Raw genomic sequence first — 20,189 nt, forward strand, 5'->3', positions numbered from 1 at the left:
GCTCAATCGTAATGTTTTCCCCAAATATTCGATGGATTTCAGAGGACCAACCCGATCATCCAACGAAACTGCGTACTCCTTATTTGGATTGAACAACTTTCATTTGCCGCATACTTTGTTAAATTACGCAAAGTAGACTAACAAAAAAACAAGAATTCAAAAAATGAATTCTTGCTCGCTATCTCTTTACTATTTGAACGTGATTTCTTCTGATGCTTCTACTGATTGTGATTGAATCGAATAAGTATCTGTCACACTTGGAAACAGAACCATGATCGTGCTCTTTTTCCCTTGCGACTTCAAATACTCTCGATCAACGACAGCCAGCTTCGTCTTTGGCGTGACCTTATTGGTTTCACTAACAAGAATCTCAAATCCTTGACCTTGTAACTCAACCGTATCAATACCAATATGGATCAGAACCTCTTTCCCATCACTCGTTTCAAGCCCAATCGCATGCTTGGTTGGAAAGATACTGGTCACTGTTCCTGTAATAGGAGAAAAAATCTCATTGGATGTAGGTTCAACCGCAAAACCTGGTCCCATCATCCCCTGAGAAAAAACCGGATCGCTTACTTCGGATAATGGTATCAATTGTCCATCTGCCGGACTGCAAATGGTTGATTGACTCTTCTTTTTAAACATAGAGAACATTTTTATACTCCTTTCATCCTCAGCGCAATAAATAGGATAATTGCCGTAATTAAACTAATAAATCCAATCGCAAAATAGAAAATAACCCTTATATTGCTTGAAATGGGACGATTTTCTGCGAACGTGTTTCTATTATAAAAATAGCATAAAGCAGCACCAATAATATTTCCGGTCAGTACTTGCTGAAACAAACTAAAAGTTAGAAACCGTTTCTCAAAAAAAGTGTGTGTATCACTTTGAGAACCAATAAAATAAAGACAAGCTGCTTGAAAGAGCATTAAAAATGAGAGTAATAATGCTAGCGTCAATCCTGGAAGCTGAAAAATCAGCTGCTGGATGGTCACCTGCTGATTGAAACTTACTAAAAATAAATAGAAATAGAAGAGCACCGGCATAAGTATCCAGTAGCCAAGCAACACATTTCTTCTGATTCTCAAAGATTTAAGCGCTATCATTTTGAATTCTCCTTTTTTATAATAAATTCTGAATTATTTTTAGATCGGTGAATCTGTACTTTTACCAAGTGTATAAATGCCATATGACCGAAGCAAATAGTCCATTAAACAGCTTAGTCCAATCAAGGATTGAGATTGCAGTCTTCTTCTGCCGATAACGAAAAAGTCACAATAGAAATTTAGATGATGCGTACTGTGACGCGCAAAATAGTTGTCCCCGACTGCCGTGACCGCCAATACCGGAATTTTACGAACCTCAAATGATGTCAGATTTTCTTTAACCTCGTCCGTTTCTCCACTTAATGAAGCAATCACTACACAGTCATTTTGAGTAATCATCGGCATTACCATGTCTAATTCTGTTTTGTTTGGTAAAACCAGCGCACGTTTGTCAACCGCTAACAGCATTTTATAAAACTCATCGATGATATTTTTTTGAGAAAAGCCAGTCGCATAACAATAAATCGTTTGGCTTCGATCAAACATCTCGTTGATTGGTTCCAAGTTGACTGACTGCATATAGTCCAATGTTTTTCTAATATCATCGAATTGCTTTTCGAAAATATCTTTTTCACCGTGCTCCGCTTGGTTATTCGCTTCAGAATGTCTTAAGAAATATTTCAATTCCGAATAACCAGAAAAACCTAATTTCTTAGTCGTTCGCAGGACAGATGATTTAGATGCGTGAACCAAATCCGCCAACTCCATGATTCCTAAGGATCGAACCTTCTCAGGATTGGCAAGCATAAATTGTAAGATATCTTTATCTAATTCACTCAGTTCTGCAAAATGCTGATGAATCAACTGTTCTAATGTCATAATGATCCTCCTCCTACACTATTATACGTGAAGGAGGAGGAAAAAATGAATTTTTTCACAATAACTAGTTTAATTCTGGCCAAAATTCTTTATTCGCTTCAATCAGATCATCCAATAGTTCTTTGGCTATTCGTGCATTTGGTACGATTTTTGACAGTGCTAAAGCTTGGTATAGTTTTTGATAAGATTTTTCTGCCCAGGCTTCGACGACTAATTTTTCAACGGCCACCTGTTGTTCCATCAAGCCTTTTTGGAAACGCGGAATCTTACCTTGAGTCAATGGTTCTGGTCCATTACTGCCCACGACACATGGTACTTCGACCATCGCTGTTTCATCAAAATTGACGATTGCCCCTTCATTTGGCACGATCAGCAACATTCTTTCATGGGTGTTATAAGCGATTGCCCGTGCTAAGTCAACGATGTAACTTGCATGTTCATCGACTTCCAATGAGGATCCTTCAGCCGTTCCCGCTTCTGAAATCCGATCACATTCGCTAAATACATGCTGTTCCCGACCTGCCATAACTTCATTTGCCCGGGTAAATTCAGGATTGGTATGAGCAACTTCATCTTGTGGATAGAAATAATATTTCAAATAGGTATTCGGTAACGTATCTGGATCTAGCGCGTAAACCTCTTTTGCTTTCGCAAATGTATGCATCCAGCTGGCATCTGTATGCTGAGAGTCTTCAATCTCTTCTGGTAATGAATAGCCGTGATCTTTGACATGTGCTTTGATTTGCGGCATCAAGTCATTGCCTTCTTTGTCGCGAATATCTGTCCACCAGCCAAAATGATTCAAGCCATAGTAACGGATAACCATTTCTTTACGTGACTTCAACCCAATCGAATGTGCCATCCGTTCTTCGATTCCTACTGGCATATCACAGATATTGATGATTTTTGATTCTGGTCTTAATTTTCTAGTTGCCTCAGCCACGATTGCCGCTGGGTTAGAATAGTTCAACATCCAAGCATCAGGTGAATATTTTTCCATATAATCTACTAACTCTAATACTCCGCCAATTGAACGCATACCATAAGCAATTCCACCAGGTCCGCAAGTTTCTTGACCAACTACTCCATATTTCAATGGGATTTTTTCATCTTTTTCACGCATAGCATACAATCCAACACGAATGTGGGCCATCACAAAATCTACATCTGTAAACGCTGTTTCTGGATCCGTTGTAGCGACGAACTTGATTTCTGGTGCGCGTTCCTTTAATAAAATTTCACAGGCATTTGCCACATGATCTTGACGTTCTTCCAGATTATCGTAAAACTTGATTTGTCTAATTGGAAATTTATCCAAGTTATCTAAAAGCATCAATACAATCCCTGGTGTAAATGTACTTCCTCCGCCTGCAATGACAATTGAAAATTTCTTCATTTCTAAAATCTCTCCTTTAATTTCTTAGTTTTCTGTATCCATCAGCGTTTCAAACTGCTCTCTGACTTGCGGCACATCTAGCCCGACGATGACCTGAAATGCATTGCCGTTTCGGACAACACCATGGGCTCCACCTGAACGAAAGACATCATCTGGTTGAACAAGCTTTTCGTCTTTAACGGTAATTCTCAAGCGAGTCGCACAGTTATTAACCTTATCAATATTCTCTGCTCCGCCAAATCCGTCCAGATAAACAGCTGCTTGTTCTGTATATTGATTCGCACCTTCGAGTACAGGTGCGTTGCCGCCTTGTTTTTCTTTGTAATCTTTTTTCGAATAGAGCTTGATATCCTGCGTGTTCTCTTCCCGACCCGGTGTTGCTAGATTGAATTTTAGGATCAAAAAGCGGAATACGAAGAAGTAAATAGCAATAAAAGCTAGCCCAATGAAAAGCTGGATAAATATCATACTCTTATGATTTTGAAATAATGGAATCCAAACTTTTGCCAATAAATCGATGAAGCCGCCGCCCATATCACCTACAACTCCGAAACCATACATCGTCGCGGCCATCGTTGCAGCTAAGAACGCATGAACAGCAAATAGTGGCGGCGATACGAATAAGAAGGTGAATTCCAGCGGTTCCGTAATCCCAGCCAAAACTGCTGTCAAAGTTGCGGGAATGAGGATTGCCAAGACTTTTTTCCTATTTTCTGGTTTAGCAGTGAAGTAGAAGGCCGCCGCAATCCCAGGAGATGCAAAGATTTTTGAATTGCCATGTAAGGCAAAACCACCCTCTGGGAATAATTGTTTCAATGGCGTCGTCGTTTGCGCAAACTCTTGCAAGTGACCCATCCAGTATTTGGTGATTCCTTCTTCCACAACAGCAGGACCATAAACAAATGGTGTGTATATGAAATGATGTAGGCCTGTCGGTATCAAGATTCGCTCCAAGAAAGTATAAAGCCAAACCCCGAAGATTCCTGCACTAGCTAAAAATCCTTGTAGTGATCCGATTCCTTGCTGAACTTTCGGCCAGATCAAACAAATTAGAAAAGCGATCGGTAGCATCGCGAAGAAGCCTAAAATAACAATGAATGATGATCCTTGAAAGATCCCTAGAAAATCGGGCAGTTTCTTTTCAAAATAACGATTGTGTAGAAAAACAACAATTGCTGAAATAAAAATCGCGCCTATAATGCCGGTATCTAATGTTTTGATTCCACCAATTAATTTCATTCCGCTGCCGCCTCCAGGATCAGCTGCGAAATCTACACCGAAGAAATCACCAAAGTACTCCAACATCGATGAGATAAAATAATTACAGGTGGTGTACACTACAAAGGCCTCCATCGCTGCTCGAGCATTGGCCTTTTTTGCTAAACCGATCGATAACCCAATCACGAATAGCAGTTCCATCTGATTAAAGACTGTCCACGCACCGTTCTCAACTATACTCCAAATGGAATACCACGTTGTTCCTTCACTTGCGATGCTGCCAACAAGCATGGGATTTTTGAAAATGATACAAAGTGCCACCATTATCCCGGAAAATGAAAATAATAGTACAGGGGTAAACATGGCCCCTCCAAAGCGCTGAATCTTTTCCATCATGACAAAAATACATCTCCTTCCAATAATTTCTTCTTCCTGTTTACACGTTTGACTATACAGGCTACAAAAAGCGTTTACAATACTATGGGGAAAGCTTGGGAATTGTGTCCCTTTGTAGAACTTAAGTGGCTGAGGCTGGGAAATTTCCCAGCTACCTAATACTTTATAATCAACTGCTTACTAGCTATAATTGACTGACTTTGAGCCTTCGGTCTTGGAAAAACAGAAATGACAAAAAAAGCAAGAATCCGAATAAACTCGAATTCTTGCTTTGTTATCTTTATAATTTGAGGAACAAGGTTTAATTCATCAATGCTTGTGCTGCTGTGATAATTGAAAGTTTATAGACATCTTCTTCATTAGAACCACGAGAAAGGTCAGAAATTGGTTTGTTCAAACCTTGTAAGATTGGTCCAATTGCTTCAAAACCGCCGAAACGTTGGGCAATCTTATAGCCAATGTTTCCTGATTGTAATTCAGGGAAGACAAAGACTGTTGCTTGTCCGGCTACTTTTGAATCAGGCGCTTTTAATTGGGCAACGCCTGGAATATAAGCTGCATCAAACTGTAATTCACCATCAATCAAATAATCAGGTGCTAATTCTTGCGCGATTTTAGTTGCTTCGGCTACTTTTTCAACTTCAGGAGCTTTGGCAGATCCCTTAGTAGAGAAGCTCATCATGGCAACTTTAGGTTCGATATCGAATAATTCAGCTGTTTTAGCTGATTCAACAGCAATTTCTGCTAATTCTTGTGCGCTAGGGTTTACGTTGATGGCACAGTCAGAGAATAGATATTTCTCTTGATCACGGCCGCGAACCATTAAGAAAGCTCCGCTTGTCCGGCTAACGCCTGGTTTAGTTTTGATGATTTGTAAGGCTGGACGAACAGTATCACCTGTTGAGTGAATCGCTCCTGAAACCATGCCTTCAGTAACGCCCATATAAGTTAACATTGTGCCAAAATAGTTTTCGTCTTTAAGCATTTTTTCAGCATCTTCTTTGCTGACTTTGCCTTTACGACGTTCGACAAATGCTTCTACCATTTCATCCCAACGATCGTAGTGATCTGGATCAATGATCGTGAAGTTCTCTAAAGCGATTCCACGAGCGACCGCTGCTTTTTCAATTTCAGCAAGATTCCCAATCAAAACTGGTTCAAGTAACTCTTCTGCTTTCAAACGAGATGCGGCTCCTAAAATCCGTGCATCAGTTGCTTCAGGAAAGGCCACTTTAATGTTGCGACGAATAATCTTAAATTTCAAACTATCAAATAGTTCCACGATAAAACCTCCAGATATTTATTTCCTATTCATAATACACCACTTCACTTAAAATGAAAAGGACAGAATAAAACATCTGTATCACTAATTAGAATCAAGTAAACGTGTATTAAGAACATTTTCACAAACTGTCTCTATAACAGAAAACGGTGTCATATCACACTGTTTCAGGCAATTGCCAATCAATCGGTGTCTCACCCCACGCCTGCAAAAGTTGATTGGTTTTTGAAAATGGTTTAGAGCCTATAAAGCCGCGATGCGCTGATAAGGGCGAGGGATGAACCGACTTGATAATGGCGTGTTTACTGGTGTCGATCATCTTGCTTTTTTCTTGTGCGGATTTGCCCCACAAAATAAAAACGATTGGCCTTTCTCGTTCGTTTAACCGTTCAATGATCGCATCGGTCAATTGTTCCCAACCTTGCCCCCGATGGGAGTACGCCTGCCCTTCTCGAACGGTCAGGACAGTATTCAGCAGCAGAACACCTTGCTTGGCCCAACTCACGAGATTGCCATGGGAAACTGGTGGAATTCCTAAATCATTTTGCAATTCTTGATAGATATTGCGTAGTGAGGGTGGAATTTTGACGCCCGGTTGAACCGAAAAGGACAATCCGTGGGCCTGATCAACACCGTGATAAGGATCTTGTCCTAGAATGACGACTTTGACTTGCTCATAGGGCGTCAATTCTAGAGCTTCAAAGATATGATACATGTCGGGATGAATCCGTTGCGTGCTGTATTCCTGTTTCAAAAACTCGCGCAATTTCAAATAATATGGTGCTTGAAATTGATCTGCCAAAACTGTTTGCCAATCGTTATGAATAATTTCCTTCATACTACACCTTCTATTTTTTATTTGTTTATCAATTCCATACTAATTCTCTTGATTTAACTGAAAGCCCCTGCCAAAAATGAGCCCACTAATTCTTTTTAAAGAATCGCTCCGGCATGGTTATCCACTCTGGTATTATGGTACACTATCGATGTATGATAGGAAAGCTAGGTGAATAATTTTGATAAAACTTATTGCCTCTGATATGGACGGTACCTTGTTAAATGATCAAATGAGCGTCTCTGAAGCAACCATTACTGCCATTCGGAAAGCACAAGCCAAAGGAATTGAATTTATTACAGCAACAGGCCGTGGTATAAGTCACGCGAAAATTTCATTAGATGAAGCCGATATCCACGTACCGATGATTTTATTAAATGGTGCGCAGGTCGTAAATGCGAAACGTGAAACCCTCTTCACTGTTCCCATCAGCGCAGAAAAAACTTTTAAAATCATGGATACTCTAGATGATGCTGGAATCTACTACGAGATTTTTACAGCTGATCACGTCTATTCAGAAAACCATCCGATGCGAATAGAATTTGTCTCCCAACACTTACTGGAAAAAGCTCCTGGAATGACCAAAAAAATGGCCATCGCGGCGTCTTCTGAACACTTGTCATTGATCCCCGTGACTTATGTTGAAAATATTCGCCAACTATTGATTGATAAAAAAGAAGAAGTTTTAAAAGTAATTGCTTTTGATAAAACTGGCCCTGAAAAACTCAAAGCTGTTTCTGAAAAACTGGAACAAATTGGCGAGCTGGCTTTAGCAGCCTCGGAAGTTACTAATATTGAAATCAATCATGTGGATGCTCAAAAAGGGATTGCTTTAAAACACTTTGCAGAACAACGGGGATTTACTGCCGAGCAGGTAATGGCGATTGGCGATAATTATAACGATGTGAGTATGTTAACATATGCTGGCACCAGTTTTGCGATGGGCAACGCCGCTCCCGGTGTTAAAAAAATCGCTAAACACATCACTGACACCAATGAAGAAAATGGCGTAGCAACGGCAATCGATCGGATCCTTTCTGAATAATTAGAATCAAAGGTGTGAGTAGCATGACTGAATTTTTTATTCAAGAAAAACAACTAAGTTCCACGACACGAACGATCGTCAAAGACAATAAAGGAGTCCCTCTTTATTTAATGGTTGGTCATTGGGGGCGTAAGGGCAATGTGCTCTCACTCTATGCGATGGACGGTCAGATCGTGGCCTACATAAAACAAGCCAGTGTCATTTTTGGGCGTAAATTTGAGATCTATTACGAACAAACAAAAGTGGGCGTACTCCATAAAATTTTTAATTGGCCGGGTGATTTTTATTATATCCAGCAGTTACATTGGGCCGTTTATGGTGATATCTACAATCACAAATATAAAATCAACCATTTTAATCAACCGATTATGACGATGGATAAGGCCACGTTGCTGACTGGTGACTATTACGTCCTTAACGTCACCAAACCATCCGATGCACCGGTCTGTATTTGTGTCGCTGCCATCATGGATTATTGGCTATATAATCGAAATAAAAATAAAGAACCTGAAATGAATTTAAAAGTCACTTTTTCCCAAAATTAAGAAGCTATGCCCTAGGCACAGCTTCTTTTTTCTATAAAATACAGAATCAGCTACGATCAAACGCTCGTACTTCACGCTGCATATGATCATATAGGTGACCACTAAGAGTCATCTCACCGACATCCTTAAAGCCATCTCGCAAATATAAGCGTTTGGCATTCGGATTGGCTTTATCGACATTCAAACCGATCACTTTTTCCCCGGAATGAGTCGCTAGCCGATCAACTGCCGTTAACAACTTTGAGCCAATTCCTTGTCCACGAAATTTTTCAGCCACTGCGATCGAGTCCAAATACCATTCATTGGGAAACGCCTCTGGATCAATAAACATTTGGATATCTCCATCGATTCCTTGCTCTTGGAAATATTTTTTTAAAGGTAGATCAATCAGCGGTTCTTGATTCGCTGGATAGCCAAATACTGCCCCGGCGACCTCTCCATCAATTTCATCGACTAAACCACGAGCATAGCCAAAACGATAGGTCGGATCTTCAAAGCAAGCGGCGATCGCTTTAAGTACCCACTCTTCGCCAAATTCTGTTAAGAAATCCAACTCCATATCTTTTAAAATAACCAGTATTAACTTAGCAACAGCAGCTCCATCTTCTTTTTTTGCAAATCGAATCATTTTAAAACCTCTCTTTTAATAACAATTAAAACTCCTTTCTCAGTGTAACATGAAGACCCCATTTGGGAAAGTGACGACGCTTTGGTTTCGCTCAAAAGTCTGCTATGATATTTTTGGAATGACTTATAGGCTTAAAATTTTTGGGGGACTACCTTCATTCCTACGATTAGGGGGCACACTATGAAAAAAATACTAAAGTTTCTTTTAGGCATCATCCTCGTTATTGTCGTCATTTTGGGCGGCTATTTGATTTATCTATTTGCCAGCTATGATCGTTTGCCTGACAATCTTTCTTTAAAACCAACGAACCAACACGATCAAACTTTAGAAACAAATACAACCTATCGCGCGATGAGCCACAATATTGGTTATGGTGCATATCCGCCAAGTTATAGTTTCTTTATGGACGGCGGCAAGTATTCCCGCGCCTATGACCAAAAAACGGTCAAAAAAAATATGCAGGGAATCGTGACTACTACCAAGGAACTGGCGCCGACTTTAGCGTTTTATCAAGAGGTTGACCAAGAAGGTGATCGCTCACAACATGTTGATGAAGTCGCTTTTCTAAAAAAACATCTAGCCGACTACAATAGTATCTATGGACAAAACTACGATTCGTCTTACTTATTTTACCCTTTTACTGATCCAATCGGGCAAGCCAAATCAGGGCTTGTGACGTTAAGCCAAGCGAAAATCGCTAGCAGTAAACGCTATTCGCTACCTATTGAAACGAACTTCAATAAATTTTTTGATTTAGATCGAGCTTTTACTGTAAGCCGCCTGCCAGTCAAAGGTGGTCATGAATTGATTGCCATCAACACCCATTTATCAGCTTTCACAAAAGACCGTTCGATTCAAGCGGCCCAATTAAATAAGCTTTTTGCCGTAATGGAACACGAGTATCAAAAAGGCAACTATGTGATGGTCGCCGGTGATTACAATCACGATGTGCTCGGTAATAGTCCGGAAGTCTTCGATACTACAAAAAAGCGTGAAACTTGGACCCACCCTTTTCCGAAAGATCAATTACCAGCTGGGTTTCATTTACCCACAGCCAACCTAGCCGAAGAGAAAAGCCCTTCAGCCCGGGCCTTAAATGAACCCTACCAAAAAGGCCAAACCTATACAACATTGATTGACGGTTTTCTGCTTTCAGACAATATCACGGTAAAAGATCTACACGTTAAAGATATGGCATTTCGCTACTCTGACCACAATCCAGTCTATTTAGATTTCCGCTTGAAATAATTGAAAAAGCCAAAAACTTCCATCTAAAAGTTTTTGGCTTTTTATCATTAATTCCTTACTAAGACAAATTGTAATTCTCCATTTCCCTTGCTAAAATGAAACAAATGCTTAGCTTGGGAGGAAAAAATCTTGGAGATTAAAGAAATTTTCACGGATAAAAAAGACTTTTTAGAGTTGCTGCTGTTAGCAGATGAACAAGAAGATATGGTTGATCGCTATTTGGCTGACGGTCGGATGTTCGTGCTCTATGATCCAGATTTAAAAAGTGAAGCGGTTGTCACTAGACTGAATGAACAAGAATGCGAATTAAAAAATCTCGCGACCCTTCCGAGTCAACAAGGCCAAGGTTATGGTAAAGCACTAGTCCAGTTTCTTTTGCATAAGTTTTTGGCTGATTATCAGACAATCTACGTAGGTACTGGCGATACCCCGGCAACGTTGAATTTCTACAAAAGTTGCGGCTTTCATGAGTCTCATCGTGTAAAAAATTTCTTTCTCGACAATTATCGTGAACCTATCATTGATCAAGGCGTCCGGCTTGTAGATATGATCTATCTGCGGGCTGATGCTGAAGACTTGCAAAACTTTCGTTAAACCCGCAAAAGGTCCTTCCAAGACTGATTTTTTTCTCAGTCAGGAAGGACCTTTTTAAGATCTTTTTCTTGCATGTAAAAAAGGGTTAACGATACGCTTTTTTTATTCGTCTTGTACTATCAGCCAAGACGAATAGTTTTAATAATTTCCTCGGCGGTTGCTAAGTTCATCCGTTCTGCTTTTCTGAGCCTTTTTGAAACCACTGGAATTTCCTTGGTGGTCGCTCCTGCTGTAATAGCTAGCGAACGACTCTGCATCGCCATATGACCTTTTTGAATACCATCGGTTACTAAGGCCCGCAAGGCCGCAAAATTTTGCGCTAGCCCCAAGGCTACGATCATTTCTCCCAACTCAGCAGCTGTGGAGACCTCTAATAATTTCAAGTTTAGCTGTGCTTTAGGTAACACTTTGGTAGCACCCCCAGCAATTCCAACTTTGATTGGTAAAATCAATTTACCGATCAATTGATCTTCTTGAATAAACCAATCGGTCATCCCTTCATAACGACCCTTTCTAGCCGCATAAGCATGACAAGCGGCTGCCACTGCCCGCGTGTCGTTGCCAGTAGCTAAAACTAAGGCATCAATGCCGTTCATAATCCCTTTATTATGAGTCGCTGCCCGATAAGGGTCTAATTTGCTGTATTCACTAGCGGCCGCAATTTTTTCAGCAATCGCCGGAGCTACTTGATTGAGTGGCAGTTCACACTGGGCTTCAATCAAAGCCTCCGTTGCATAATTACTTAAAATACTAAATAAAATTTCGACATCAGGCAGTAATTCACGAATTTCTTGTGCAACAGCCTCCAACATGGTGTTCAAGATATTGGCTCCCATCGCATCTTTAGTATCCACGGTCAAATCAACTGAGAGGTAGCCGGCTTCAAAAGTCCGAATAGTGATGCTCTGCAAGCCACCGCCGCGCTGATAAATCGAAGGATAACTATTTTGCGCTGTTGCAAAAAGAAGTGATTCATTTTCCTTAATCGTCTTTTTGATGCTGTCAAAGTCCGCCACATTACGTAACACGATTTGGCCAATCATATTTTGATTGATCACGCGAGTCTTGATTCCGCCAGCTTTTGCGATTATTTTTCCAGCATTACTCGCGGCCGCAATCACAGAGGGTTCCTCTGTCGCCATCGGAATTAATTTTGTTTGTCCATTGATCACAAAATTCTGAGCTACCCCCAAAGGAGTCGAATATTCGCTAATCTGATTTTCAATCAAGTTTTCAGCAATTTTTTCAGGTAAAACCGTTTCAGTCGCTAATTGAGCGGCCTCTTTTGTCGATAATTTGTTTTCTTTGACTAATTTGGCTAAACGCTCCGTTTGGCTCATTTGATAAAATTTCTTTTCACCAATTTCTTGCGCTTCCGCTTTACTAATCATCAACGCTAAACCTAAACCGCCACCGATACATAGGCTGGCAATCCCCTGCTGCTTTTCTTCTTGAATCAGTTCCGAAACTAAGGTAGCGACAATCCGTGCCCCACTCGCGCCAATCGGATGGCCTAAGGCAATCGCTCCGCCATATTGATTGACCTTTTCAGCTGGCAGATTCAATTCTTTTTGGACCGCCACCGAAGCGGCCGCAAAGGCTTCATTTATTTGAAAAACATCTATTTCATCAATGCTGCGCTTCACTTTAGTTAACAGCTTGTTAATGGCAGCAACCGGCGCCATGCCCATGATACTTGGATCAATTCCCACCTCGCTGTAGCCGTCGATAACTGCCAAATAGGCCAATCCATGTTCAAGCGCGTAGGACTTTGAAGTTAGGACCAAAGCTGAGGCACCATCATTTAAGGTTGAAGCATTTGCGGCTGTGACAACACCATTTTCTTTAAAGGCCGGTTTCAACGAACGGATTTTCTCCAACGTCGAATCAAAACGGATTCCTTCATCGTTGCTTAACGTGCTACCATCTGGCAATCGGACAGGAACGATTTCGGCGGTAAATTTACCAGCATTACTAGCTTGGGCGGCTTTTTGCTGTGATTCATAAGCAAATTGGTCCTGTTGTTCACGAGTAACATGATATTCCTCGGCGACTTTTTCAGCGGTTAACCCCATGTGCTCCCCGCTAAACGCATCGGTTAACCCATCGTAGATCATGCTAGATCTAGGTGCTTGCCACTCTTGGGCTGAATAATCGAAACGGCTGACTTTCGGCGCTTGAGACATGTTTTCTGTTCCACCGGCCACCACGACCTGAGCTTCACCGAGTAAAATCTGCTGCATCGCAAAAATGATTGCTTTCATTCCGGAACCACAAACCTCGTTGATGGTCGTTGCCGGAACAGTATATGGTACCCCGGCTTTTATGGCAGACTGACGCGCCACATTTTGCCCATTTCCGGCTTGCAAAACATTGCCCATAAAGACCTTTTCCACTTGCTTCGCTTCAAGCTGTGCTCGCTTAATCGCTTCTTTTACCGCAATTGCACCAAGATCAACAGCGGATACCGTTGCCAGTTTTCCTTTATATTTACCAATTGGTGTTCGTACAGCGCTTAAAATAACTACTTCTTCCAAGGGTGCACCTCCAATAATTTCATTTAAAATCAGGCGTAAGTATAGCATAGATAGTTTTATAATTTCTTAAGATTCAAACTCAACCAATTTTGACCTTTCTATGATATATTTACTTTTGGAAGAAAGGTGAGCAATTCCACGAAGCTTTGATTGATAAGCATTGCACCCCCGTGGGAAATGCCCTTAACAACTAGCAGGCTTTAACGTTTTTTTATTCAAAACTAGGAGGAACAATATGAATATAGGAATTGATAAGATTAGTTTTCACGTACCAAATTACTATCTTGATATGACAGATTTGGCAAATGCTCGTGAGACTGACCCTAACAAATTTCACATTGGTCTTGGCCAAGACCAAATGGCAATTATTCCTGCAACACAAGACATCGTAACATTAGGTGCCTGTGCCGCAGCTAAAATACTAACTACCGAGGATAAACAGGCCATCGATATGGTGATTGTTGGAACTGAATCCAGCACTGATTTTTCAAAATCGGCTGCGGTGATTATCCATCGCTTATTAGATATCCAGCCTTTTGCTCGTTCATTTGAGGTAAAACAGGCTTGTTATGGCGGAACAGCAGCATTGCAACAAGCTCACGATTATGTTGCCTTACACCCTGAGCGGAAAGTCTTAGTGATTGCCACTGACATCGCAAAATACGGCCTAAATTCGGGTGGCGAACCGACTCAAGGCTGCGGAGCGGTAGCGATGTTAGTAACCAAAGATCCGCATATTTTAGCCTTTAATAATGACAGTGTCTTTTATTCTGAAGATGTTTATGATTTTTGGCGTCCAGCTGGACATGACTATCCACTAGTTGACGGACATATGTCTAACCAAATCTATATCGATTCATTCACTCGTGTTTGGGAGCAAAATAAAAAAGTTAACCAGACTGACAGTACCGATTACGCTGCGCTGACTTTCCATTTACCATATACAAAAATGGGCCGTAAAGCCTTGCGGGCGATTTATCCCGAAATGTCTGAAGCAGAACAGCAACGCTTAGAAGCGCGTTACGATGAAGCCATCAGTTACAGTCGCCAAGTAGGGAATCTCTACACCGGTTCCTTATATCTTGGACTAGCTTCACTATTGGATAATAGTGACTTAGCTGCTGGGGAAAAAATCGGGTTGTTCAGTTATGGCTCAGGAGCAGTCAGTGAATTTTTCTCGATGACTTTAATGGAGGATTACAAAAAATCGCTTACTGTAGAAGCCAACTATGCTCTATTAGCAGATCGTCAAGCGCTAAGTATTGCAGAATATGAAAAAATGTTTAGTGAAAAATTACCGACTGATGGAGGAACTTATTCTTTCTCCGATTCCAGCGACTTTGCTATTAATAAAATCAGTGAAGATATTCGTTACTATAATAAATAATTCCTAAAAAGAGAAAAGGGAAAGCGACAAATAATTTTGTCCCTTTCCCTTTTTTGGGCAAAAAAAATAAATCTAGCAGGTCTAATGGTTAAGTGTTTGTTCTTCATTCCAGATTTCTAGAATATTTACACCCTTGTAATAGGTCTTAAACGCTTTTTGTGGTTGAATTCCGTTTAAGCCTCACCATTAAGTGGAGAAATGGTTCTACTGTCTACATTTCTCTTCCCCGCTAGAATAGAAATACTTGGTAAGGAGATTTCAAATCCCTACTTCCTTTCTGCCATTTCGGCATTCACTTTGAAATGAACACTGCTTCCGTTCATTTCTGTTGTTTTATTAACAACACTAGGGATCTATCCCTTACACCATATTTATATCATATTTCACGGCTTTATGCAAGCGTTTACATTTAGATGCTTCTATTTTTTTCGTGTTATAATTCTTAAAATAGGAGGAATTCAACCATGAACATTTTATATATATCGATCTCGGGAAATACTCGTGCTTTTGTTGAGCGACTAACTGCTTATGCGGAGGAACAGCATCAACTTGATTCGACCAATCCATTGATTAAAGCAAAAGAAATCTCAGAAAACAGCCCCTTTAATGTTGAAACGAAGCACTTCTTTACCTTTGTTCCGACCTACTTAGAAGGCGGCAATGGGGTTGATAATGGGGATACCGAAATTCTGACTGAGGTCATGCGTGAATATTTAGAATATGAAGACAATTACAAACAATGTCTCGGTGTCGTTGGCAGTGGAAATAAAAATTTCAACTATCAATATTGCCTTACAGCTAAACAATATAGTGAAGCGTTTGGCTTCCCTTTTATCGCTGATTACGAGCTGCGGGGAACTGTTGCTGATTGTCAAAGAATCTACCAAATTTTAAAAGATAAATCAGCAGATTAATCATTTACTAATTATTCTATTGACTTTTTCTCATCTTAGAGGCATTCTTTTTAAAATAAGAAATTCTACGAAAGTGATGTGTTGCAAATGAGAAAAGTCGCAATTATTGGTGTTGGTCATGTGGGTAGTACCACTGCTTACACGCTAATTTTAAAAAATATCGTCGATGAATTAGTTCTTTTTGACTCCAAAGAAGCGATTCTTGAAGCCGAATTGAATGATCTTATGGATGGACAGATGGAACAAGAACAACAAGTTCGTTTAATTGAAGGAAACTTAACCGAGTTAGCAGATACCGATGTGCTTATTTTTTGTGCTGGTGAGATTTCAATGCTTGAAAGAAATTCCGATCGTTTTGCCGAATTAAACCGGACAAAAACAATCGTTGAAGAATGGGCCCCTAAAATTAAAGCATCTGGCTTTAACGGAATCCTGTTAAGTATCACTAACCCCTGTGATGTAATTACTCAATATTTACAAGAGCTGACCGGTCTTCCACGTCAACGTGTCTTGGGGACTGGAACTTCTTTGGATACCGGACGGATGAAACATGCTGTTAGTACTTATCTGAATATCCATCCTTCAACTATCGAAGGCTATGTAATTGGTGAACATGGTGAGAGCCAATTTGTCGCTTGGTCTAGTGTCAAGATCAATCAACAGCCCATCACCGAATGCTTAACTCCTGATGAGTTAGAAAAGCTGAATGATGCCGCCCGCCGTGGGGGGTGGATCACTTTTACTGGCAAAGGCTATACTTCCTTTGGAATTGCCACCCAAACTGCTCGGATCGTTGAAGTTTTACTAGGAGATCAAACGCTTGTCGTTCCCATCAGCTACTATCAAGAGTCTGACAACTGTTATGCTGGTTTTCCAGCTAAGATTTCCCGAGATGGGTTCATTGAACCATTTCCATTGATGCTTTCCGCCTCAGAACAACTTAAGTGGCAACAGACCATCCAAAGAATCCACGCCATGTATGCTACGATTGCCCATGACTAACCAATAAAAGCCTTTCTTCGTAAATTTAGCTAAACTTACGAAGAAAGGCTTTTTATGCACTCTTACTAATCGATACAATTTTTTTCCAATCAAATCCAATTAATTTGGCATTTGGAGTACGATAGTCAAAGACTTTTTCATTTTCTAGAGGTTCAAAATAATTCTTGATCGCACGAATTACAGAATTATGACAAACTAATAAATAAATGTTTTCAGAATCCTGTTCCAATTCTGTCAAAAGCGGAACGACTCGTGCATAAACGTCCATTAAAGATTCACCATGCGGGTAGCGAACTGCAAATTGTGTTCTGGTTTTTAGGTACCCCTCTTGCTGATCACTTGTTCCATCATAATCTCCGTAATCTAACTCAAGCAAACGTTCATCCATATTCAGGGAAAGCTGATTTTTATCAGCCACAATTCGGGCGGTTTCCCGAGCTCTTTCTAACGGAGAATGAATGATCTGAGTAATTGGGGTTGAAAGATTGGCAACTTCCTCTGCTAATAAAGCCGCTTGTTCGTACCCTTTCTCAGACAAAGCAATATCACTTCTTCCTGAAATGATCCCTTTTTGATTCCATTCCGTTTCTCCATGTCTCGCTACATAAAGCAACTTAAACAATCCTCTCTATCCTAAAAATAAAAATCATAGGTATGCACCATGATTGATTTTTATATTAAGCTTCCTGATAAACTGGTAGTAGCCAGTATTGTTACTACTTTATCATTAGATTGAAAGAACGTCCACTTTTTTACTGAAAATATTTGCTACTTTTTCACGCCATAAGCTTTAGGAATAATCAGATGATCAATTAACGGAACCAAACAATTCATGATTAATAGGATAAACGTCAATCCTTCAGACATTGAACTATACGTTCGCCAAACCATCAGAAAGCCCCCACAACAAATCCCATAAATAATTCGCCCTTTAGAAGTTGTTGGGGACGTACTGTAATCCGTCGCCATAAAAAAGGCACCCAACATTGTGGCTCCGCTAAAAACGTGTGCAAAAACGAAAGTCAACTCCCCTTTTCCGATAAAGAGTGCAGCAACAATAATGCTTGCTATCATACAAAATGGAATTTCCCAGGTAATCACGCCCTTATATAATAGAAACAAACCGCCAAAAAGCAGTAAGATTGCAGTAGTCTCACCATTTTTCCCTGCTATTAATCCCGTTAGACTATCCAATAGTTGATTGGAATTTAGACTTCCACCTGCTTTCACTTCCATCAATGGGGTAGCTGAAGTAACCACCGCCAGCCCATCAGTAGAAAAGAAGGGTTTAGGTAAAACATTCACAGCCATTTCTTTGGCAAAGACTAATCTTAAAACAGCTCGACCAGTTAATGCCGGATTTAACAGGTTACGACCAATTCCGCCAAATAATTCCTTTGCCACAATAATCCCAATTACTCCACCCAATGCTGGAAACCATAATGGAACACTTGCGGGTAGACTCATTGCCAATAAAACCCCAGTAACAGCCGCTGAGTAATCTTTAGGTCGGCTTTGTCTACGGAATTTAAACCACAAAAATTCAGCAAGTAAACAACTTCCCACAGCTATGATATATAAAAGTAAAGAATGCAGACCAAAGAAGAAAATCGAGGCCAGTCCACTCGGAAACAAAGCCCATAAAACTAATTGCATAATTCGATCCGTCTGCACGCTGGATAACAAATGCGGCGAAGCTTCGATCATAGGATAACGGTTACTCCTAATCTGTTCAAAAGAACTTTTAGTCATAACTATCCCCGCCTTTCTTTGATTACTTTTTGTCCGGCAATGATGTGTTCAGCTAAATGACGTCGAGCTGGACAGATATACGTACAGCAACCGCAATTGATACAACTGGTCACATATAATTTTTCTAAACGCTGCCAATTCTCTTTTAGATAACTTTTCTCAAGCTGATGAGGTAACAATCCGATGGGACAGGCTTCAACACAGCGGGCACATAAAATACAAGGACTCGGTGTACTATCTTGATCATGAAACTCATTAATGACAATTAAACCATTAGCCGATTTTGTTAAAGAAGCAGCCAGTGTATCGACTGTTTTTCCCATCATAAATCCGCCAGTAATTATTTTAGAGGGTTTACCATCAAAACCGCCACAAAAATCAATCATCTCTTCTATCGACGTTCCGATTGGAAAATAAACATTTTTTTGTTCTTTCACATCCCCCACAACGGAGCAAATTCTATGACTCAATGGGATCCCTGGATCAATCGCTTCAAAAACAGCAACAGTAGTGGCGACATTGATAATCAAGTATCCTAGATCTCTTGTCGAACCATCTGCTGGAGCTTCTTTGCCAGTGATTGCTTTAAAAAGTAGCTCCGTACTTCCTTGAGGGTATATCGAGGGAACTTCCATCACTGTAATTTTAGGGTTGTTCTGGCACAGAGCTTGCATGACTTCAATTGCCTCTTGTTTGTCATCCTCGATTGCAATAATTCCCATTTTTGCTGTCACGGCTTTTAAAACCAATTCACAACCTTTAAGTAATTTTTCACCCTCCGTTACCATCAAGGCCGCATCTGCCATCAACAGAGGTTCACATTCAGCTCCATTAAAAATACACGTATGAATGACTTCTCTAGGATTCAATTTTACATGACTTGGGAAAGTCGCTCCTCCTAATCCAACTACACCTGCCGCTTCGACTCGTTCAACAATCATTGCTGACGTCAACTCTTCAATCGTTTCATGATGAATCTCACGCGGCTGTTCCCTAAAATCATTTTCAATAATTACACAAGTCATTTCATCCCCTTGGCCTTGATCGATCTCTTCAATACCAATGATCTCTCCAGAAATACTTGCATGGACATTTGCACCTAATCCCTCTTCCATCCGGGCAATTGGTTGTCCTAAAAAGACCCTTTCCCCTAAAGAAACAATCACTTCTGCTGGTTCACCAATGTGTTGCTGAACTGGGATATAAACCTTTTTGGGGTGGATATACTCGACATTCTTATAATCAACAAGTCCTCTTAAAGATAAGGCCCGATCTTTATGGAGATCAATTCCACCTTTAAACCGCTTCTTTTTCATACTACCAACTCCAATATTCTTCATATTTTCAGTATAGCATGAATATTTTTTATAAAAAAAGACCAACAGTATCTTCAAATAATAAATCCTAAAAAAACATATTTAAATAGTCCCGCACTTTTTTAATTACAAAAAAAGACCATTCACAATGTGAATGGTCTTAACT

General features: G+C 40.3%; 19 protein-coding genes. 7 read left to right on the forward strand and 12 right to left on the reverse strand.

Translation table 11 applies throughout. The features are described 5' to 3' along the window. Window positions 1–189: 189 nt before the first annotated feature. From EP1_RS05680 to EP1_RS05710, 7 genes are all read right to left on the reverse strand, one after another. A complete protein-coding gene (locus EP1_RS05680; RefSeq protein ID WP_067624798.1) occupies window positions 190–654 on the reverse strand; it encodes a PTS sugar transporter subunit IIA in 465 nt (154 codons plus the stop codon). Between the two features lie 2 nt (window positions 655–656). Next, window positions 657–1,109: a hypothetical protein gene (locus EP1_RS05685; RefSeq protein WP_067624801.1), complete on the reverse strand. Its 453-nt coding sequence runs from the start codon at window positions 1,107–1,109 to the stop codon at window positions 657–659. A 39-nt stretch (window positions 1,110–1,148) separates the two neighbouring features. After that, the gene (locus tag EP1_RS05690) at window positions 1,149–1,928 is read right to left on the reverse strand and encodes a MurR/RpiR family transcriptional regulator (protein WP_067624804.1); all 780 of its coding nucleotides are present in this window, start codon (window positions 1,926–1,928) and stop codon (window positions 1,149–1,151) included. Window positions 1,929–1,992: 64 nt separating this feature from the next. After that, entirely contained in the window at window positions 1,993–3,324 is a 1,332-nt protein-coding gene (locus EP1_RS05695; protein WP_067624807.1) for a 6-phospho-alpha-glucosidase, read from the reverse strand. Window positions 3,325–3,348: 24 nt separating this feature from the next. Continuing rightward, the gene (locus EP1_RS05700) at window positions 3,349–4,938 is read right to left on the reverse strand and encodes an alpha-glucoside-specific PTS transporter subunit IIBC (RefSeq protein ID WP_067624810.1); all 1,590 of its coding nucleotides are present in this window, start codon (window positions 4,936–4,938) and stop codon (window positions 3,349–3,351) included. 301 nt (window positions 4,939–5,239) lie between these two features. Beyond that, window positions 5,240–6,220, reverse strand: coding sequence for a phosphate acetyltransferase (gene pta / locus EP1_RS05705; RefSeq protein ID WP_067624813.1), 981 nt, complete (start codon window positions 6,218–6,220; stop codon window positions 5,240–5,242). A gap of 157 nt (window positions 6,221–6,377) precedes the next feature. Further along, entirely contained in the window at window positions 6,378–7,058 is a 681-nt protein-coding gene (locus EP1_RS05710; protein ID WP_067624816.1) for a uracil-DNA glycosylase, read from the reverse strand. 178 nt (window positions 7,059–7,236) lie between these two features. On the opposite strand from EP1_RS05710, the gene EP1_RS05715 reads away from it, so the two are divergent. Further along, the gene (locus EP1_RS05715) at window positions 7,237–8,100 is read left to right on the forward strand and encodes a Cof-type HAD-IIB family hydrolase (RefSeq protein ID WP_067624819.1); all 864 of its coding nucleotides are present in this window, start codon (window positions 7,237–7,239) and stop codon (window positions 8,098–8,100) included. A 23-nt stretch (window positions 8,101–8,123) separates the two neighbouring features. After that, window positions 8,124–8,645 carry an LURP-one-related/scramblase family protein gene (locus EP1_RS05720; protein ID WP_067624822.1) on the forward strand — a complete coding sequence of 174 codons (522 nt, stop codon included), beginning with the start codon at window positions 8,124–8,126 and terminating at the stop codon, window positions 8,643–8,645. Window positions 8,646–8,691: 46 nt separating this feature from the next. Here the strand turns inward: EP1_RS05720 and EP1_RS05725 are convergent, their stop codons facing one another. After that, window positions 8,692–9,273 carry a GNAT family N-acetyltransferase gene (locus EP1_RS05725; protein WP_067624827.1) on the reverse strand — a complete coding sequence of 194 codons (582 nt, stop codon included), beginning with the start codon at window positions 9,271–9,273 and terminating at the stop codon, window positions 8,692–8,694. Window positions 9,274–9,453: 180 nt separating this feature from the next. On the opposite strand from EP1_RS05725, the gene EP1_RS05730 reads away from it, so the two are divergent. Then, window positions 9,454–10,521, forward strand: coding sequence for an endonuclease/exonuclease/phosphatase family protein (locus EP1_RS05730; RefSeq protein WP_067624830.1), 1,068 nt, complete (start codon window positions 9,454–9,456; stop codon window positions 10,519–10,521). A 129-nt stretch (window positions 10,522–10,650) separates the two neighbouring features. Beyond that, window positions 10,651–11,115, forward strand: coding sequence for a GNAT family N-acetyltransferase (locus EP1_RS05735; RefSeq protein ID WP_067624833.1), 465 nt, complete (start codon window positions 10,651–10,653; stop codon window positions 11,113–11,115). A 119-nt stretch (window positions 11,116–11,234) separates the two neighbouring features. Here the strand turns inward: EP1_RS05735 and EP1_RS13285 are convergent, their stop codons facing one another. After that, complete coding sequence (locus tag EP1_RS13285) at window positions 11,235–13,652, reverse strand: hydroxymethylglutaryl-CoA reductase, degradative (protein WP_083507501.1); 2,418 nt, start codon at window positions 13,650–13,652, stop codon at window positions 11,235–11,237. A gap of 235 nt (window positions 13,653–13,887) precedes the next feature. On the opposite strand from EP1_RS13285, the gene EP1_RS05745 reads away from it, so the two are divergent. The 3 genes from EP1_RS05745 (at window position 13,888) to EP1_RS05755 (ending at window position 16,955) form a co-directional block, all read left to right on the forward strand. Next, window positions 13,888–15,039: a hydroxymethylglutaryl-CoA synthase gene (locus EP1_RS05745; protein ID WP_067624836.1), complete on the forward strand. Its 1,152-nt coding sequence runs from the start codon at window positions 13,888–13,890 to the stop codon at window positions 15,037–15,039. Between the two features lie 464 nt (window positions 15,040–15,503). After that, entirely contained in the window at window positions 15,504–15,953 is a 450-nt protein-coding gene (gene nrdI / locus EP1_RS05750; protein ID WP_067624839.1) for a class Ib ribonucleoside-diphosphate reductase assembly flavoprotein NrdI, read from the forward strand. 87 nt (window positions 15,954–16,040) lie between these two features. Beyond that, window positions 16,041–16,955 carry a lactate/malate family dehydrogenase gene (locus EP1_RS05755; RefSeq protein ID WP_067624842.1) on the forward strand — a complete coding sequence of 305 codons (915 nt, stop codon included), beginning with the start codon at window positions 16,041–16,043 and terminating at the stop codon, window positions 16,953–16,955. Between the two features lie 52 nt (window positions 16,956–17,007). Here EP1_RS05755 and EP1_RS05760 read toward each other — a convergent pair whose 3' ends face one another. The 3 genes from EP1_RS05760 to rsxC all read right to left on the reverse strand — a co-directional run bounded on the left by EP1_RS05760 (window position 17,008) and on the right by rsxC (window position 20,023). Further along, a complete protein-coding gene (locus EP1_RS05760) occupies window positions 17,008–17,568 on the reverse strand; it encodes a histidine phosphatase family protein (RefSeq protein WP_067624845.1) in 561 nt (186 codons plus the stop codon). Window positions 17,569–17,723: 155 nt separating this feature from the next. Further along, window positions 17,724–18,707 (reverse strand): RnfABCDGE type electron transport complex subunit D, encoded by a 984-nt coding sequence (locus EP1_RS05765; RefSeq protein WP_067624848.1) that lies wholly within the window; start codon window positions 18,705–18,707, stop codon window positions 17,724–17,726. A 2-nt stretch (window positions 18,708–18,709) separates the two neighbouring features. Then, window positions 18,710–20,023, reverse strand: a complete 1,314-nt coding sequence (gene rsxC, locus EP1_RS05770; RefSeq protein ID WP_067624850.1) for an electron transport complex subunit RsxC — start codon at window positions 20,021–20,023, stop codon at window positions 18,710–18,712. Between the last annotated feature and the right edge of the window lie 166 nt (window positions 20,024–20,189).

The organism is Enterococcus pseudoavium NBRC 100491, assembly GCF_001544295.1.
GTDB lineage: Bacteria > Bacillota > Bacilli > Lactobacillales > Enterococcaceae > Enterococcus_A > Enterococcus_A pseudoavium.

Bases quoted from the DNA above. Each gene is read 5' to 3' on its own strand.
- EP1_RS05680 (WP_067624798.1), bottom strand. From the start codon at position 654: ATGTTCTCTATGTTTAAAAAGAAGAGTCAATCAACCATTTGCAGTCCG.
- EP1_RS05685 (WP_067624801.1), bottom strand. From the start codon at position 1,109: ATGATAGCGCTTAAATCTTTGAGAATCAGAAGAAATGTGTTGCTTGGC.
- EP1_RS05690 (WP_067624804.1), bottom strand. From the start codon at position 1,928: ATGACATTAGAACAGTTGATTCATCAGCATTTTGCAGAACTGAGTGAA.
- EP1_RS05695 (WP_067624807.1), bottom strand. From the start codon at position 3,324: ATGAAGAAATTTTCAATTGTCATTGCAGGCGGAGGAAGTACATTTACA.
- EP1_RS05700 (WP_067624810.1), bottom strand. From the start codon at position 4,938: ATGATGGAAAAGATTCAGCGCTTTGGAGGGGCCATGTTTACCCCTGTA.
- EP1_RS05710 (WP_067624816.1), bottom strand. From the start codon at position 7,058: ATGAAGGAAATTATTCATAACGATTGGCAAACAGTTTTGGCAGATCAA.
- EP1_RS05720 (WP_067624822.1), top strand. From the start codon at position 8,124: ATGACTGAATTTTTTATTCAAGAAAAACAACTAAGTTCCACGACACGA.
- EP1_RS05725 (WP_067624827.1), bottom strand. From the start codon at position 9,273: ATGATTCGATTTGCAAAAAAAGAAGATGGAGCTGCTGTTGCTAAGTTA.
- EP1_RS05730 (WP_067624830.1), top strand. From the start codon at position 9,454: ATGAAAAAAATACTAAAGTTTCTTTTAGGCATCATCCTCGTTATTGTC.
- EP1_RS05745 (WP_067624836.1), top strand. From the start codon at position 13,888: ATGAATATAGGAATTGATAAGATTAGTTTTCACGTACCAAATTACTAT.
- nrdI (WP_067624839.1), top strand. From the start codon at position 15,504: ATGAACATTTTATATATATCGATCTCGGGAAATACTCGTGCTTTTGTT.
- EP1_RS05755 (WP_067624842.1), top strand. From the start codon at position 16,041: ATGAGAAAAGTCGCAATTATTGGTGTTGGTCATGTGGGTAGTACCACT.
- EP1_RS05765 (WP_067624848.1), bottom strand. From the start codon at position 18,707: ATGACTAAAAGTTCTTTTGAACAGATTAGGAGTAACCGTTATCCTATG.
- rsxC (WP_067624850.1), bottom strand. From the start codon at position 20,023: ATGAAAAAGAAGCGGTTTAAAGGTGGAATTGATCTCCATAAAGATCGG.